This window comes from Bacillus sp. ZY-1-1 (assembly GCF_003047165.1).
GTDB lineage: Bacteria > Bacillota > Bacilli > Bacillales > Bacillaceae > Bacillus > Bacillus velezensis.
On the sequence record NZ_CP027061.1, the window covers coordinates 1,900,845 to 1,917,387 of the forward strand.

At 43.8% G+C, this 16,543-nt stretch carries 15 protein-coding genes, 3 pseudogenes and 1 riboswitch; of the genes and pseudogenes, 11 read left to right on the forward strand and 7 right to left on the reverse strand.

Features of this window, described 5'->3' with window-relative positions:
* Positions 1-70: 70 nt before the first annotated feature.
* The 3 genes and pseudogenes from C5I45_RS09975 (at position 71) to C5I45_RS09995 (ending at position 2,816) form a co-directional block, all read left to right on the forward strand.
* A complete protein-coding gene (locus tag C5I45_RS09975; RefSeq protein WP_107994356.1) occupies positions 71-817 on the forward strand; it encodes an ATP-binding protein in 747 nt (248 codons plus the stop codon).
* A 44-nt stretch (positions 818-861) separates the two neighbouring features.
* Positions 862-2,354 (forward strand): annotated as a pseudogene (locus C5I45_RS09990) (HNH/ENDO VII family nuclease); the annotation flags it as partial.
* 14 nt (positions 2,355-2,368) lie between these two features.
* Positions 2,369-2,816, forward strand: a pseudogene (locus C5I45_RS09995) (SMI1/KNR4 family protein).
* 48 nt (positions 2,817-2,864) lie between these two features.
* Here C5I45_RS09995 and C5I45_RS10000 read toward each other — a convergent pair.
* Positions 2,865-3,146: a hypothetical protein gene (locus C5I45_RS10000; RefSeq protein WP_107994357.1), complete on the reverse strand. Its 282-nt coding sequence runs from the start codon at positions 3,144-3,146 to the stop codon at positions 2,865-2,867.
* Positions 3,139-3,717 (reverse strand): MarR family winged helix-turn-helix transcriptional regulator, encoded by a 579-nt coding sequence (locus C5I45_RS10005; protein WP_107994358.1) that lies wholly within the window; start codon positions 3,715-3,717, stop codon positions 3,139-3,141. Before C5I45_RS10005 ends, C5I45_RS10000 begins: the two co-directional genes overlap by 8 nt.
* A gap of 198 nt (positions 3,718-3,915) precedes the next feature.
* Here C5I45_RS10005 and C5I45_RS10010 point away from each other — a divergent pair, with 198 nt between their 5' ends.
* Positions 3,916-4,140: a hypothetical protein gene (locus C5I45_RS10010; protein ID WP_025852269.1), complete on the forward strand. Its 225-nt coding sequence runs from the start codon at positions 3,916-3,918 to the stop codon at positions 4,138-4,140.
* A 43-nt stretch (positions 4,141-4,183) separates the two neighbouring features.
* On the opposite strand, the pseudogene C5I45_RS20240 reads toward C5I45_RS10010, so the two are convergent.
* Together C5I45_RS20240 and C5I45_RS10015 are read right to left on the reverse strand one after the other, a co-directional pair.
* Positions 4,184-4,322: pseudogene (locus C5I45_RS20240) on the reverse strand (hypothetical protein).
* A gap of 121 nt (positions 4,323-4,443) precedes the next feature.
* The gene (locus C5I45_RS10015; protein WP_107994359.1) at positions 4,444-6,507 is read right to left on the reverse strand and encodes a molybdopterin oxidoreductase family protein; all 2,064 of its coding nucleotides are present in this window, start codon (positions 6,505-6,507) and stop codon (positions 4,444-4,446) included.
* A gap of 146 nt (positions 6,508-6,653) precedes the next feature.
* Positions 6,654-6,746, forward strand: a riboswitch (SAM riboswitch).
* A gap of 121 nt (positions 6,747-6,867) precedes the next feature.
* Between C5I45_RS10015 and C5I45_RS10020 the strand changes: the two genes are divergently transcribed.
* From C5I45_RS10020 to C5I45_RS10030, 3 genes are read left to right on the forward strand one after another with little or no spacing between them, the layout of a single operon-like run.
* The gene (locus tag C5I45_RS10020; protein WP_107994360.1) at positions 6,868-7,884 is read left to right on the forward strand and encodes a 2-hydroxyacid dehydrogenase; all 1,017 of its coding nucleotides are present in this window, start codon (positions 6,868-6,870) and stop codon (positions 7,882-7,884) included.
* Positions 7,877-9,343, forward strand: coding sequence for an FGGY-family carbohydrate kinase (locus C5I45_RS10025; protein WP_107994361.1), 1,467 nt, complete (start codon positions 7,877-7,879; stop codon positions 9,341-9,343). Before C5I45_RS10020 ends, C5I45_RS10025 begins: the two co-directional genes overlap by 8 nt.
* 47 nt (positions 9,344-9,390) lie before the next feature.
* On the forward strand, positions 9,391-10,638 hold the full coding sequence (locus C5I45_RS10030; RefSeq protein WP_102422270.1) for an RbtT/DalT/CsbX family MFS transporter: 1,248 nt from the start codon (positions 9,391-9,393) through the stop codon (positions 10,636-10,638).
* Between the two features lie 31 nt (positions 10,639-10,669).
* Here C5I45_RS10030 and C5I45_RS10035 read toward each other — a convergent pair whose 3' ends face one another.
* On the reverse strand, positions 10,670-11,431 hold the full coding sequence (locus tag C5I45_RS10035) for a hypothetical protein (RefSeq protein ID WP_102422271.1): 762 nt from the start codon (positions 11,429-11,431) through the stop codon (positions 10,670-10,672).
* Between the two features lie 65 nt (positions 11,432-11,496).
* The gene (locus C5I45_RS10040) at positions 11,497-11,802 is read right to left on the reverse strand and encodes a DUF948 domain-containing protein (RefSeq protein WP_003153826.1); all 306 of its coding nucleotides are present in this window, start codon (positions 11,800-11,802) and stop codon (positions 11,497-11,499) included.
* A 129-nt stretch (positions 11,803-11,931) separates the two neighbouring features.
* Between C5I45_RS10040 and C5I45_RS10045 the strand changes: the two genes are divergently transcribed.
* From C5I45_RS10045 to proB, 4 genes are all read left to right on the forward strand, one after another.
* Complete coding sequence (locus tag C5I45_RS10045) at positions 11,932-12,648, forward strand: 3-ketoacyl-ACP reductase (protein WP_015417604.1); 717 nt, start codon at positions 11,932-11,934, stop codon at positions 12,646-12,648.
* 285 nt (positions 12,649-12,933) lie between these two features.
* Positions 12,934-13,302 (forward strand): replication termination protein, encoded by a 369-nt coding sequence (rtp, locus tag C5I45_RS10050; RefSeq protein WP_003153833.1) that lies wholly within the window; start codon positions 12,934-12,936, stop codon positions 13,300-13,302.
* 176 nt (positions 13,303-13,478) lie between these two features.
* Positions 13,479-14,327, forward strand: a complete 849-nt coding sequence (proC, locus tag C5I45_RS10055; protein ID WP_014418088.1) for a pyrroline-5-carboxylate reductase — start codon at positions 13,479-13,481, stop codon at positions 14,325-14,327.
* Between the two features lie 24 nt (positions 14,328-14,351).
* Positions 14,352-15,470 (forward strand): glutamate 5-kinase, encoded by a 1,119-nt coding sequence (proB, locus tag C5I45_RS10060; protein ID WP_014305177.1) that lies wholly within the window; start codon positions 14,352-14,354, stop codon positions 15,468-15,470.
* A gap of 60 nt (positions 15,471-15,530) precedes the next feature.
* Here proB and C5I45_RS10065 read toward each other — a convergent pair whose 3' ends face one another.
* Positions 15,531-16,433 carry a glutamate biosynthesis transcriptional regulator GltC gene (locus tag C5I45_RS10065; protein ID WP_025852255.1) on the reverse strand — a complete coding sequence of 301 codons (903 nt, stop codon included), beginning with the start codon at positions 16,431-16,433 and terminating at the stop codon, positions 15,531-15,533.
* Positions 16,434-16,543: the final 110 nt, after the last annotated feature.

A 16,543-nucleotide genomic window follows, 5' to 3' on the forward strand; every position in this document is an offset into this window, starting at 1 on the left:
ATTCAATGGATGAAATAAAACAAATAGGCTACCAAGATTTTTTTGATGTAATAAAAAACGAAAATTTGATGTGGGCTCATTTAAAGAGTTTGTCAATTCTTTATACGGTGAAACAAATTTTCTTGATTATAAGGAGACGATAATTGAAGAGTTTAAATTAGCAAAGCTTCTCCTTGCAAAGGCGAATTCAGGTGGAGGAATGATTGTTTTTGGCATTGAAGATAAAGAATATAAGCCAGTTGGGCTACAATTAGATGACAACTTTGATAAAACAGTTTTTGAGAAGAAACTGAGGAATTATATACCAGATGAGCTTAAGTTCTTCTCACAACTGTTAAAATACTCCGACGAAGATGTTTACGGTGATTTGAGAGGAAAAGCTTTTTTGATTGTATATATTCCAAAGCAATTGAGATACATTCCATTCTTAACAAAGAAAGAAACAACAGGAATCAAAGTAAACAGAATTTATGTAAGAAGAAACACGTCTGTTGAAGAGGCAAACAGCCATGAAATAGAGGAAATGGTCAAAAAACGAGTTCATAGTACGTATCACGATCTTTCATCGTTAACTTTGGATGAGCATATAGAACAATTGAGATGTTTATATGGGAATATTAATAAATATAACAACAAAAGTTATGCTTTTACATCTCTCGCACAAACATTTACAGCACAGCTTTACACTAATCGAAAAAATCCACATTATCCGGCTGAATCTTTTGATAAGTTTATAGCAACAATGATTGATAAAAAGAAAAGAAGAATTGAAGGTATTTTGGAAGTAGCAGAGCGATTTAATTTTGGGGGAAATTAGCACAAAAAATTAAGGAGATAAGAGAGTAGGTATTCTGTCTCCTTTGGCTTAATCTGATCGATATGAAGATTGCGTTTCTTAACAGTATTTCAGGAAAAGTAGCTGATGCCGGATTAGCCGATTCGTTTGTGGAAGAGTCATTTTTAGACTACGTGCTGATTCATGCGAAGAGTAAATACAAGCTATCATGCAGGAGCAGCGCAATGAAATAAAAGGTATCCTTGATGAAATCAGCGATATCATTCATCTTGATGTTTTCTCTACAGAGGATGTCGATCAAAAGCTGGATTCAGCAGACAAAAAACGGCTTCTTCGCAATCTCCAAGTATTCATCCGGATCAGTTACTCCATCAGCGAGCTTTTTCTTCAAATCCTTGATTTCCCGCTCTTTCGCTTCTTTCTTTTTAATCGTCAAATAAGCATCTGAATGTCTTGCAATCTCTCCTTTTTTCTTATATATGTCGCTTTCCCTGTACGCCTTGGCGTTATAGTGAAGTGGTGTTGCGTTTTTCCCTTTTCCCGCGAGTATGAGAATCTTGAACCTTCCCAGTAGCAATATGTGATCCAGCTTGAACAAGCAAAACAGATGGAAGAAGACGGAGAAGTAACTTGGGATATATTAAAAGGAGCCGGCGTCGGCGTCGGCTTTTATGATGTCGGGAAAGACACGGTAACTGGTCTATGGGACTTCATAACCGATCTGGGGGAAACGCTGTCAGCACTGGAAAACGCAGTACTTCATCCAGTTAAAACATACGATGCTGTTTCAGCAGTAATCGAGGAATCGTATCAAAGAGATATGGTAAATGGAGATGCGTATTCCAGATCAAGATGAGTGACATATGCGGTCGGTTCAGTGGCTGTTGCTGTTGTTGGAACAAAAGGCGCAGGAGCCGTTAACAAAGCTGATGCGGTGGGAAAGGTCATAAACAAGGCAGGACATGCAGGAAAGAAAATTAAAGACGTTAAACTTCCAGATCTGCTTCCTTATAACTCTAAGTATGATCTTGCTCTGGCCGATAACGTACCATACAATGTGGTTGACAGCCAAAACCTTAAAAATGAACTTTTGACCAATGCAAAGAAAATCCCGGATGGAACGAGAAAACCGTTTGCTGGTCAAGAAATAAACCTTCCTTGGTTAAATAAAGAAAAGTATGGTCCCTTTGAGGTTAAGGGCAAGGTAAAAGCAAAGGGAAAAGTTAAAGATATAAGCCGCAGAGTGTATACTATGAAAGATATTGATATGAACCAAAAAACAGAATTTGGCGTAACAAATCTTGAGCTTATGAAAAACGGTAATGCTCCTTATGCAAAAGATAGCACACAGATTAATTTACATCACTTAATTCAAGAATAACCTGGCCCAATGCTTGAAATCCCAAACAGTTTACATACAAAATATAGTGATGTTATTCATAAGCTTAAGACTGTTGGTGAAAGTTTTGAAATGATAAGGTTTTAAAAGCACAATATGAAAGCTTTCGAAAGAGATATTGGAAAGTGGAGAGCGAAACAATTTGAGAATGAGAATTGAGGTTTTTAAATTAAATGATTTATTCGAAGGTTGAAAACTTTATTAATGAAAACAAGCAAAATGCTATATTCACAGAAGGTGCAAGCCATGAAAACATAACTCGCATTGAAGAAATCCTCCAATGCGAACTTCCTATTAGCTATAAATGGTTCTTGAAAAATACGTGCTGGTGGTTTGTTCGGGGTTTTAGTTTTAGGCTATAACTTCGATCATGCGTCAGTTGCAGATAAAACTAAAGTATATAAACAACATTATGGACTTGCTGATGGTCTTGTTGTCATAGAAGATGTTGATTTCTTTGCTTACTGCCTAGATACTAATAAAATGAAAGACGGTGAATGCCTTGTAGTTGAATGGGATAGGATAATTGGCTATCAAGATATCACTGCAGAAAGCTTTATCGAATTTTTTTATAATAAGATTCAGGAAGCGAAAGAAAACTGGGAAGAAGATAAAGACTAAGACGATTAATAAAAGAAAGCTCTCTTTTAGAGAGCTTTTTTCAGATTTTCAATTTTTAACAGGCTTTATAATGAGCAAACAGGCATTACTCAAAATACTCGCCGCGCCTATCCAAAGCAGCCATTGTGTTGCGGTCAGCCATGAGGCAGTTAGGATAAAGAGTCCAATGGCAATTGATATATAATTGCCGGCTCGGTCCAGTTTACGATTGCAATGAAGTTTATATTTAGCATGAGAAATAAATTGATCAATTTTATCTTTCAGCTCATAGCATTTTTCCTTCATCTTATCCTCAGTTTCTTTTACTTTTCGATAAAGCATACTATTCATCGTTTGCACTCCCATATCGCCGTTTTGAAAATTCAGCCATGATTTTTTCTTCATAGTCATCTGAGATGGATTGTGCCTGGTCTTCAACTTTCAAATGTGCTTTTTCTTCAAAACCGTCCTGTTCTTCACCATCAAAACGATAAAGTTTTTGCAATAGCCTCCAGAATGTTTCAACTTCTTCAGTTGTGAACTCATGAAACATATCCGCTAAAAAATAGGTGGCTCTTTCTGAACAGGAAATTAACGCTTTTTTTCCTTCAGGGGTAATCTCAATATTGATTGCACGTTTATCCAGTTTGCTTGGCACAGTGTGAACATATCCTTTTTTCGCGAGACTTGAAATTAATTTGTTAGCGGTTTGTTTTGTTGTGCCCAGCTTTTTAGCGATATTCATAAGTGTGGTATCTTCCGTCGGTAAATGGGCAATAGCAATAAGAGTCATGTGCTGTCGGGAAGTCAACATTTCTAAGTATTCGTCCCCCCGAGTCTGCACCTTATTGACAACCGAAAATAATGATGCGTAACTTTGTTGCATAAAATGCAGTTCCTTCATTAGTAATTTAATATCCATAAGTTATCTCCCATCTAAATTGTCACCATGTTGACAATTATAATATACATCACAAAGGGAAATAAGTCAACATGGTGACTAATAAGGACGGGTACGGCTTTTTCAAAAATGCCACAGACAGTCGGAGTGTTTACAAAAGGGGAAATAAGTATAATAAATGCGAAAAGGGCATTAATCCAAAGTGGGAAGGTGTTTGACATGCAGAAAGTGAACTGGTCAGAACGGTATGAATGGTTCAATAAACAAGATGAAAAAGACGGGCGTTTAATGGCGCTCCTTCGTCATGAGCTTACATATGAGGAAGTCATACGGTTATATAAGAAAGGGTTTTATTTGAAATCAAAAGAAGGGGATGTTTCGTTACGTAAGAACGATATCCGTCGTATGTTTGGGGTTGAAGAGAGGCAGGGGGGCAAACCTTAATGAACGGGAAGAGAAAAACTCTTCCCGCTTTTCATGGCAGCTGTTATTCTTTTTCCAGCATGGAAGTCAGCCATTCTCTTAATGCCGGTTTCTGCACATACCGCTTTCCGTTTCTCGTGATATGCGGAATGTCAGATGTTCATGAGGATCAGGTGAGTTAAAGTTTTCAATCCGTCTCCGATGAAATATCCGGCTAAAGCGATTCCGATGCCGGTAATATATCCAAACCTCCAATAAACGTTATCATTTTTTATACGGTGAAGCCGGCCGGAGGATTCAGCCTTCAGCAAAACCGCCGTGCGTTTATTGCGGACGGTTTTGATTGCTGAGCTTTTCCACCTGCACCTTTCCGGAGAAGAAAACAGCGCCTCCGCCCATATCCGCCAGCCGATCGGGCGTGAGCGAATTGACGAGCTGTTTTTTATCATCCATATCGGCCCAAAGACCTTGGCTCACCGCAACGCCGGGAAGCACCTGTTCGCCGACCGAAACTGTCAATTCGCACTCACCGCGGTGATTCCAAACTCTAACGGTTTCTCCGTCTTCTATGTTCCGGCGTACAGCATCTTCTGTATGAATGAAAAGCTTTGGCGCTTTTTCCAGTTTTACGTGTTTTTCGTTATTTGAAAATGTCGAATTCAAAAAATTATGATTCGGTCCCGGGACAAATAAAAGCGGAAAATCGTCATCGCTCTCAAGAGGGATGTGTGTCGGCAGCGCCGGATAACCGTCCTGTTTCATCTTTTCCGAATATAATTCAATTCTTCCGCTCGGTGTCTTGAGCTTTCCCGGAAAAAGCGGTTTTTTCCGTTTGGCTTTCATGAAGGAATGGCGTGAGAGCGCTTCGTAATTAATATCCTCGATATACGGATTGTCGGGAAAGTCCAGCGCCTGTCTGATTAATTCTTCATCGGAATCCTGAAGCTCCTGCTCGGTAAATCCCATTGCTCCGGCAAGCAGACGGAACACTTCCGTATTCGATTTGCTGTCTCCGTAGGGTTCGATCACCGGTTTTTGCAGCTGAATAAAATGATGCCAGTAAGACGTGTAAAAATCCGTGTTTTCAAATGCGGATGCAGCGGGGAGCACGATATCCGCATATTTGGCGGTTTCCGTTAAAAACAGATCGTGAACGACTGTAAATAAATCCTCCCGCAGCAGGCCTTTTCTGACTTTATTCGCTTCCGGCGCAACCACTGCGGGATTCGTACCGTAAATAAACAGGGAGCGCACGGGCGGTTTTGTTTCTAAAAGAACGCTTCCGAGCCTGTTCATATTAAATGATCGCGGCTTCCGGCCGTAAAGCAGATCAGGCCGCTGGAGCGCTTGTCTGTTATAGTTTAATACCGCGCTGTTGTGCTTGATTGCGCCTCCTCCGGTGTTAAGCCACTGTCCTGTAACAGCCGGAAGGCAGGAGACGGTGCGGACGATCATTCCGCCATTGTCATGGTGCTGAATGCCGTTTCCGATCCTGATAAGGGAAGGGGAGGTTTCCCCGTACATTCTCGCAAGGCGTCTGATATCGTCGGCTTTAACGCCTGTAATAGCAGAAACCGTTTCCGGATCATAGTGTTTGACATGCGCTTTTAATTCGTCACTGCCTTCGGTGTATTCTGTGAGAAATGCTTCATCGTGAAGGTTCTCAGCGAATAAGACATGCATGATACCGAGGGCGAGTGCGGCATCTGTGCCGGGACGAATGGGAATAAACCAATCAGCAAGCCGGCCGGTTTGGTTCTTATGTACATCGATAACGACAATTTTAGCCCCTTTTTTCCGGGCTTTTTGAGCAATCATGACTTGGTGCATATTCGTGCTGACGGCATTGATTCCCCAAAAAATAAAGAGTTTAGCATGTATGGTCTCCTCCGGATCAGTACCCGCTCCTTCTCCCATTGTATAGTTATAGCCTTCAGAACCGGCTTTGCTGCAGATCGTCCGTTCGAGATGACTCGCTCCGAGACGATGGAAAAAACGGCGGTCCATTCCCTCTGCCGCCAGTTTTCCCATATTGCCGTAAAAGCTGTACGGAAGAATGCTTTCCGCTCCTTCTTCGGCAATAAGCTCTTTCCAGCGCGAACTGATCGTATTGATTGCTTCCTCCCAGGAAATAGGCGCAAACGCGGCTTCACCTTTTTTACCGATCCTTTTTAACGGAACGGTTACGCGCTTCTCATCATAAATACGCTCAGCCATGTGTCTGACTTTGTTGCAAATATTCCCTGATGTGACCGGGTGATCGGGGTCTCCCTGAATGTTAACGATTTTTCCGTCTTTTTTTGTCACAAGCAAGCCGCATTGATCGGGACAGTCTAGTGAGCACACCGACTTAAAGACCCCGTTCGGCTGTGTTGCAGCAGAATTCATAGCCCATTTCTCCTCTTTGTTTATATTGTAAGCATTATAACATTTCAAAATCGAACGTCAATTCAGAAAAAAGTGTTGACATTACGGAAAGACTTTTCTATGATGAGTTTATTCTTTTAAACAGCCTGACAATTTCATCATTTTATTTTCTATCCAGAGAGGTGGAGGGACTGGCCCTATGAATCCTCGGCAACATTTATTGTGCCAATTCCAGCAAGCGTATGCTTGAAAGATAGGAAAGAATGGTCTATACATATTTGTGCGCTTCAAGCGTATAAAGACGGTATATGAATCTCTTTCCTTCTTTGAGGAAAGAGATTTTTTTATGAAAAAATTTATGTGAAAAGGATGTTTTGCACCATGACGGTTTTAATTACCGCGCCATATCACGACGAGGGGCTGAAGGAGCTGGCTGAGCTGTTCGGCCGGACTGTGCACCGGCCGTGGAAGAAGCACGGCCGGGCCTATCGGGAAGATGAATTGATCCGGATGATTCAAGAGACAAACGCGTCGGGGCTTATTACTGAACTTGATGAGGTGTCTCAGCGTGTTATTGACATATTGCCGGATTCCGCTTTTATCGGTGTCTGCAGAGGAATGCCGTCTAATGTGGATATTGCGGCGGCGACTAAAAGAAAAATCCCCGTTTTCTTTACACCGGCCCGCAATGCCCAGGCCGTTGCTGAAATGTTTATCGGAAATGTGATTTCATTTTTGCGTCATACGTATTCTTCCCATCAGTGGCTGAAGGACGGAAAGTGGAATGGTGATTATTTGCAGGCTTACGTCAAATTCAGAGGAAATGAGCTGACGGGGAAAACAGTCGGCCTTATCGGTTTCGGAGCTGTCGGACAGAGAATCGCCAGGCTATTGGCCGCTTTTGACTGCAAGGTGCTTTACTATGATCCATTTGTCCGTCATGAAAACCGGGAGTATGAAAAAACGACGATTGAACGGGTATTTTCTGAAAGTGATATTGTTTCCGTTCACTTGCCGCGCACAGAAGAAACCATCGGCCTTATCGGCGCCCGGCACTTTCAATTGATGAAACAGGAAGCTGTTTTTGTCAATACGTCAAGAGCGGCGGTTACAGACAGGGAAGAGCTGCTGCGGGTGCTGAAAGAACGGCGGATTAAGGGAGCGATCCTTGACGTGTTTTATCACGAACCGCCTGAATCTTCTGATTATGATTTGATCTCTTTGCCGAATGTGTTAGCGACTCCCCATTTAGCGGGCGCAACATTTGAAGTGGAAGATCATCATGTGAAGATTTTAAATGAAGCGCTTTTCAAATGGAAACAAGATCAAACCTGCTCAATACGTGAACTTTATAACAAAAGAGAACTTGAAACGGAAGGAGGCGGCTGTAATGGCTGAACAAAAAGGCTACCTTGTATTTGACATCGGGACTGGGAATGCGCGAGTCGCGGTCGTGACTGCCGGCGGCGAAGTGACCGCGCTTGAAAGGGAAGATATCGAATATGTGACGGATCCGATTTATCCGGACGGACGATATTTCTCACCGGAAGGGTTATGGACGCAAATCAGCGCTATGGCAAGAAAGGCTATTGCCAAGAGCCCTCATATTACATTAATCGGAATCACCTCAACAAGCCAGAGGCAGGGAATCGTTCTGATCAATAAAGATAAAAAGGCATTTCTCGGTCTGCCCAACATTGATAACAGAGGGCGTGAATGGGAAGGCGGGATTGAGGCAGAAGAAGAAGTGCATCAGCAAACCGGACGTCTTCCGAGCGCTTTATTTTCCGCCATGAAACTTGTCGGATTAAAAGCCAGACAGCCGTCTTTATGGAAAGAAGTGAAGTACATCACAAGCGTCAGTGACTGGGTGACATTTGAGCTGAGCGGAATTTTAAGCTATGAACCGTCACAGGCTGCTGAAACACTGCTGTTTGACGTAAGGAAAAAGGCGTGGTCAGAGAAATTATGCAACATATTCGGTGTGCCTTCTGCCATTCTTCCTTCACTCGTCCGATCTGGGGCGGTTGTCGGAATGTTAACGTTTAAGAAAGCGGCGGTGCTCGGTCTTTCTGAAAGAGTGCCTGTGATTGCAGGCGGGGGAGACACACAGCTTGCCATCAAAAGTGCAGATGCAAAGCCGGGAGATATCGTCATCGTATCCGGCACAACGACGCCGATTACAAAGATAACAGCGGAGACCGGAACCGAAAGTTTAGAGAGTGCATGGCTGAATTGCCATACAGAAGAAGGTCAATGGCTTCTTGAAACGAATCCGGGTGTAACAGGACTCAATTATCAAAAATTAAAATCCATTTTTTATCCGAATGAATCCTACAGCGTCATGGAACGGGAAATCGCAAGTCTGCCGAAACATGATCATGCCTGTATTTCTGCGTTAGGCTCCTATTTATCGCCTGAGAAAAACGCACTGGCAAAAGGCGGATTTATATTTGACGCTCCCCTGTCCCAAAACTTAAGCAGAGCCCATTTTGTTAAAGCCGCACTGCTGGAAATCGCTTTTTCAATCAAATGGAACTATGAGGCGTTAACAGAGGCGGCTTCCTTTTCACAAGATTATGTGAAGGTGTGCGGCGGCGGTTTCCAAAGTGATGCTTTGACGCAGTTTCTTGCTAACCTTCTTCAAAAGAAAATCTATAAGAGAGAGGGGTTCAGCCAGGCATCCGCAATGGGAGCGGTGATGATTTGCAACGAAGCTCTCGGTGTGAAAGCAGAGCTTTCGACCCGCACAAAGATAATTGAGCCGGAAGCGGATCAGACGGATCTCTTCCTATATGAAGAATGGAAACATACGCAAAAATTATTTACTCATTTTCAGCCGGCGGTGAAAGCCTGACTTGGGGATGAGGTGACAACATGAAAGATTGCTGAGGAGGAACAAAAATGCTTAATAAAATAGGAATTCCAAAACAGCTCGCCTGGGGATTTTTAGGGGTCGTGCTGTTTATGATGGGGGACGGCCTTGAACAAGGCTGGCTCAGCCCGTTTTTAGTCGAAAACGGCTTGACGGTACAGCAATCAGCATCCTTGTTTACGGTTTACGGTATTTCTCTTGCTGTGGCGTCGTGGTTTTCAGGAGTCTGCCTCGAAGCCTTCGGCGCAAAGCGGACGATGTTTATGGGGCTGTTGTTTTACGTCATCGGAACAGCCGCGTTTATCGCATACGGATTTGAGAATCTTAATTTGCCGGTGATGTATGTCACGTATTTTATTAAAGGGCTGGGTTACCCGCTGTTTGCCTATTCATTTTTGACATGGGTGATTTACCGGTCGCCGAAAAACAGGCTCAGTACGGCGGTCGGCTGGTTCTGGATTGCATATTGCTGCGGGATGTTTGTATTCGGTGCTTGGTATTCAAGCTGGGCCATCAAATCCTTCGGCTATTTGAATACGCTGTGGAGTTCAATTTTCTGGGTATGCCTCGGCGCGTTTTTTGCTTTGATTTTAAATAGGGACCGCTTTGAAAAGAAAAAGGCAGATAAGCGGGAAAAGGCGCAGGAATTAATGAAGGGAATCACCATCCTTGCTGAAAATCCGCGCGTGCTCTCTGGGGGGATCATTCGAATCATTAACAGCATCGGAACATACGGATTTCCGGTATTCCTCCCGATGCATATGGCGCAGCACGGCATTTCTACAAATGTTTGGCTTCAAATTTGGGGAACGATCTTTCTCGGAAATATCGTCTTTAACTTAATATTCGGCGCAGTCGGCGATGCCTTCGGCTGGAAAAAGACCGTCATGTGGTTCGGAGGAGTGGGCTGCGGCATTTTTACTCTTTTATTATATTATGCTCCTGTTGTATCACATGGGAACTTGCTTTTCGTCAGCATTGTCGGTTTTATATGGGGAGGGCTCCTCGCCGGGTTCGTTCCGATCGGGGCTATCGTGCCGACGGCGGCCGGCAGCAATAAAGGTGCTGCCATGTCTGTGTTAAATCTGGCTGCGGGCCTGTCGGCATTTGTCGGCCCCGCGCTTGCCTGGGCGTTCATCGGGCTTGTCGGCGCACAAGGCGTTGTATGGATTTTCGCAGCGCTCTATTTCGTAAGTGCAATCTTGACAAATCAAATCAAAATACCTGAAGAGAAAACGGCAAAACACGATAAAGCATTGCCTGAATACGCTTCTTAACAGCAGCGCCCCGAAAATTCGGGGCGTTTTTTTACGGCTGCTGAAGAAACCCGGCAAACCGCTGAATTTGTTCACGTAACGATTGTTGGTTTTCGTGAAATTGTTTGAAACGATGTCCGTTTGCTCCGGACGGATGCGGGAAGCCTTCCAGAATGACCGCATGGCCCATTCTGCCGTTCTTCTTCAGCGTGCGGCAGGCTGATTCTGCTGCTTTTCCGAGAGGGATAAGCAGAATGTCTTTTTTCATCATTTCTATTTCATCCGGAAAACATGTCAGCGCATAACGGCTGAGAAGAGCTGATCTGCTGATGGCCGGCCGGTGTCCCGTATAGTTTTTCTGTTTATAAAAAACAGGGTGTTTGATAACGGATGTCGTATGAAGCAGCTCCCGTTTTGAATCAAAAAACCGGGATGAATCCTCAACGTGAAGCGCGGCCGGCAGACCGCATTCATTAAGCATTTCGATGATGTGCTGCCTCATGGAACCGGAAAGTCCGGCCGCTTTTTTTGTCTCATATGCTATCACCTCAAGAGATTCGCCGTTTTTTAAAAGCTGTGCCGCTGCTTTGTAAGCCCGCTGCATCTGAAAAAAACCGGGTGTAATTCCGGAGATGACAACCGCAGCATGTGGGTTGATATACTCATTATGAGGCGAATAATACATATCCAGATCTCCGTCCTTGGCTAAATGGAACTCCGGAGTCAGCAAATCCGATTTTGTAAATCCTCCCGAAGATGATAATGCTTTAAGCTGCTGCAAAAAATGCGCAAGCCGCTCACGATCGCAAATCATGTTATGCCTCCTTGAATCCGCCAGTTTCTCTTAGTGTCATCAAAAACGTCGGATGACATGCAGGCTCATAAACCGCTTTTACCGGCGTTCCAGAGCATTTTCAGGACGTGAGGCGTTCCTTTAACTTCGGCTGCCGTCGTTTGCACGGCTGTTTTTTTAGTAAGAAAGTCTTCCTGCAGTTCTTTCTGCTTTTGTGATAACAAACGGGTTTCTGTTTTGATTTCTTCAACGGACGTCTGCATAGACGCTGTCGCGGCGTTAATCTTCTTTATATCAGGCGCTGTGTTTCTTTTAAAATGCACGGCGGATACGGCTGCATAAATTAATGCGGCAGCCGCAACGGCAGCACTGATATACAAAATGATGATCATCTGCTTTTCACTCCTTTTTTTCAGTTGATACCCTTTACGGATCGTGTTGAATCATTTTATTTGCTAATTGTTTTTTTTCTGCTTATAATGTGAAATCGTACATAAGGACATTCAGAAAGGGTGAAAGACATGGAAAGCCTACAAAACAAAACGGCTCTTATCACGGGTGCGGGCAGAGGAATCGGCCGCGCCGCCGCTATCGCTTTAGCAAAAGAAGGAGTCAATATCGGTTTAATCGGCCGTACAGAAGCAAATGTCGAAAAGGTTGCGGAAGAAGTGAAAGCCCTTGGTGTAAAGGCATCATTCGCTGCAGCCGATGTGAAAAACCAAAAAGAGGTTGAACAAGCCGTCTCCTCTATTAAAGAAGAACTCGGTGAGGTTGACATCCTGATTAACAATGCCGGAATCAGCAAATTCGGCGGATTTTTGGATCTTACGCCTGAAGAGTGGGAAGACATCATTCAAGTTAATGTAATGGGTGTATACCACGTGACACGCGCCGTTCTTCCTGAAATGATTGAGAGAAAATCAGGAGATATCATTAATATTTCTTCTACGGCGGGCCAAAGAGGCGCCGCGGCGACAAGTGCGTACAGCGCTTCTAAATTTGCCGTTCTCGGTCTGACCGAATCTCTCATGCAGGAAGTCAGAAAACACAATATCCGTGTCAGCGCAATGACTCCGAGCACGGTTGCAAGCGACATGTCTATTGAATTAAATCTGACAGACGGCAATCCGGAAAAAGTCATGCAGCCTGAGGATCTTGCAGAATATATGGTTGCTCAATTGAAATTACATCCGCGCATTTTCATCAAAACGGCCGGTTTGTGGTCAACTAATCCTTAAACAAAAGGGGACCTGTCTTCGTGACGGGTCTTTTTTTGTTTTCGCAACCCGAATAAATAGGCATAAAGAGCCGTTTTTGCAGAAAAAAGAGTGAAAAAGAAACCGATATCAGCTATAATTAAACTAAATAAACTATGTACCAAATGTTCATCAAGATTATTTTTCCCCGCCTCCAAAAAACAAATCAATACAAACCAAACTGTCCGAACAATAAAAGGGAAAACGGGATATAAAGAGAATATTTAGTACATGGAATAATTTGTTAGAAGGAAGGATGTGCACGTATTGAAAGAAGAAAAAAGAAGTTCAACCGGTTTTTTAGTGAAACAAAGAGCCTTTTTAAAGCTTTACATGATTACAATGACAGAGCAGGAACGGCTTTACGGACTGAAGCTTCTCGAGGTGCTGCGTTCGGAATTTAAACCCATCGGTTTTAAGCCGAATCATACCGAGGTGTACCGTTCACTTCACGAACTTTTGGATGACGGGATTTTAAAGCAAGTAAAAGTGAAAAAAGAGGGAGCCAAACTCCAGGAAGTCGTTCTCTATCAATTTAAAGACTATGAAGCTGCGAAGCTTTACAAAAAACAGCTGAAGACAGAGCTTGACCGCTGCAAAAAGCTGATTGAAAAAGCCATTTCAGATAACTTTTAAATCCGGCCGGAACGCACCCGGCCTCCCGGACTCAAAAGGTTTGTTCTGTGATTCATTATACATAATAACAGGATCGGAACAATACATATCAATAAAACCTCCAAACTTGACATCGACTCCTGAAGTGGTAACATAAAAAACGTGTGAAAAATACGAACAAAATACGAACAAGGGAGATGTTACCGATCTTAGATCAAAAGAAAGTTGCTTTTATCGGAGCAGGATCAATGGCTGAAGGAATGATATCAGGCATGGTCCGTGCAAAAAAAATTCCCAACCAAAACATCTGCGTGACAAACCGCCGCAATACAGAGCGACTCGCTGAATTGGAACATCAATACGGAATTCAAGGCATTGCTTTTGACAGCATGAAAACCGAAGACATTGATGTCTTTATTTTAGCCATGAAACCGAAGGATGCTGAAATCGCTCTTGCTACGCTGAAACGGCGTATTCAACCTCATCAAATCATCCTGTCTGTTCTGGCAGGCATAACAACCTCATTTATACAACAATCATTACATGACCGTCAGCCAGTTGTAAGAGTGATGCCGAACACATCCAGCATGATCGGCGAATCGGCAACAGCTGCGGCTTTCGGAGACCATGTCTCTTACGGTTCAGCAAAAACCGCGGTATCTCTTTTGGAATGCCTCGGGGAAGTGTACGTGATCAAGGAAGATCAGATGGACATTTTCACCGGCATCGCAGGCAGCGGACCGGCGTACTTCTATTATTTAATGGAGTTTATTGAAAAAGCAGGTGAAGAAGCCGGCTTAGACAAACGGCTGTCCCGCAAAATCGGGGCGCAAACGTTATTGGGCGCTGCAAAAATGCTGATGGAAACGGGTGAAAAACCGGATGTGCTTCGGGAAAACATCACCTCTCCAAACGGCACGACGGAAGCCGGCCTCGATGCGCTCAGGTCAGAAGGCGGCGGAGAAGCCATTGCCAAAGCCATTAAACACGCGACCGAACGTTCTATTGAGATCAGCAAAACAATTGAAAAAACGGCAGCACTATAATCGTTAAAAAACAGGAGTGATACAGTGACGTCTCGGACGAAGATCAAAAGAGTCGCGGTGAAAATCGGAAGCAGCTCACTGACGAGCCTGCACGGGGAAATCAGCAGAAGAAAGCTGGAAGCATTGGTGGATCAAATCGCACAGCTGAAAGACAGCGGCTATGAAGTGATTTTAATATCTTCCGGCGCAGTGGCGGCAGGTTATCGGAAGCTCGGATTTATTCAGAAACCGGAAGGCCTCCCTGAAAAACAGGCTTCTGCTTCCATCGGGCAGGGATTATTAATGGAGGCTTATTCAAAACTGTTTTTAGCGCACGGTTATGTCGCATCACAAATATTAATTACAAGAAGCGACTTTTCCGATGAATACCGCTACCATAATGTGCGCAATACGATGAACGTCCTTTTGGAACGGGGCATTATTCCGATTATTAATGAAAATGACACGGTCACAGTCAACCGTCTGAAATTCGGAGATAACGATACACTCGCAGCGAAGGTGGCAGGTTTAATTGATGCCGACATGCTTGTAATTTTATCAGACATTGACGGTTTATATGATGATAATCCGCGCAGCAACCCGAAAGCGAAAAGAATCAGACATGTAAGTGACATCACTCCGGAAATAGAAGCAAGCGCGGGAGATGCCGGGAGTGAAATGGGAACCGGCGGAATGCGTTCGAAACTGGATGCTTTTAAAATTGTGATGGCCTCCGGTATTAAAGGCTTTCTCGGGCAGGCTAACATTCCGGACATTCTGCTTCAAGCGGTAGATGAGGCGGCTGAAGGAACTTATTTTGAAGCGGAAGGAACCCTGCCGTTAAACCACAAAGAACAATGGCTTGCATTTAATTCCGGCCCCGAAGGCGAAATTGTGATGGAAAAGAAAAGCAGCCGCGATGTCGCGAACGGAAATATGGCACTGTCACCGCAGGATATCGAACAGATTAAGGGCAGATTCAGCAGCGGAGCGGTTGTCAGGCTGCTTGATCAGCAGGGAGAAGAGCTCGGACTCGGCATCGTCAACTATTCCTCAGCCCAGCTGAAGACATTTAAAGAAACGCCGCACAAACAGACCGATCAATCAGTCATTGATCCGGAAGCGTTTGTCTGCCACGTTGAACTATCCATTCCGATCGGCTGAGAAAGATCTATAAAAATATGAAAAAGCCCGAGGCTTCGTTTTGAAGCTCGGGTTTGTTTTTTATTGATATTGTTCAAGTTTGGAGAAAAATTGAATGACAAAATGATAGAAATCATTTGCAGACGGAGCCAGTTCTCTTCCTTCTGGTTTAATAATGCCTACGGTGCGCTTCACTTGAGGAAATTCAATCGGAATTTTGACCGTGAACCGGGGTGTGGTTTCTGCAAAGGTGCTTTCGGGTAATAAAGTAACTCCCATCCCCGCGGAGACTAATCCTTTAATGGCATCTAAATCCTCGCCTTCCGTCGATACAAGCGGCGCAAAGCCGGCCTGTCTGCAAGCGTCAATCGCCATGTTTCGGAGAATAAACCCTTCAGGAAATAAAACGAATTGGTCGCCGCGCAGATCAATTAAATGAATATTTTTCTGTTTGGCAAGCGGATGATGCAGCGGAACAAGCGCGTAAATCTTTTCCGTGAATAAGATATTGCCTGTTATGTCGGGGAATTCCGTGGGAACGGGGCCGAGCAGTGCAGCATCTATATCCCTGTTTCTTACCGCTTCGATTAAAAACTTATAAGAACCCTGGCGGAGCAAAAACTCAACGTTCGGGTATTCCTCTTTAAATGCCGAAATCACAGTCGGCAAAAGCTGGCTTGCAAGGCTCGTCGGAAATCCTATTTTGACGGTTCCGCGATTCGGATCAAGATATTCATCAATTTGTTCCTTCGCATAATCAATTGCTTTCATCGCCGTTTTAACATGTTCTAAAAATTGTTTGCCGATCGGCGTTAATTTAATATTTCTGCCTTCCCGTTCAAATAAAGTGACTTTCAGCTCTTCTTCAAGATTTGCAATCTGCCGGCTGATGGCGGATTGTGCGACATGCAGATGATCAGCCGCTTCTGACACATGTTCCCGTTCTGCTACCTCCATAAAATACCGAAGCTGGCGTAATTCCATTGCGTTCACACCCATCTATCTCATTTTGAGATGTATTTGATCTAAATTATATATTGTTTATATTGTTTTGAAAACTTACAATTAATTTAAAGTTGTCAGATTTTATGACC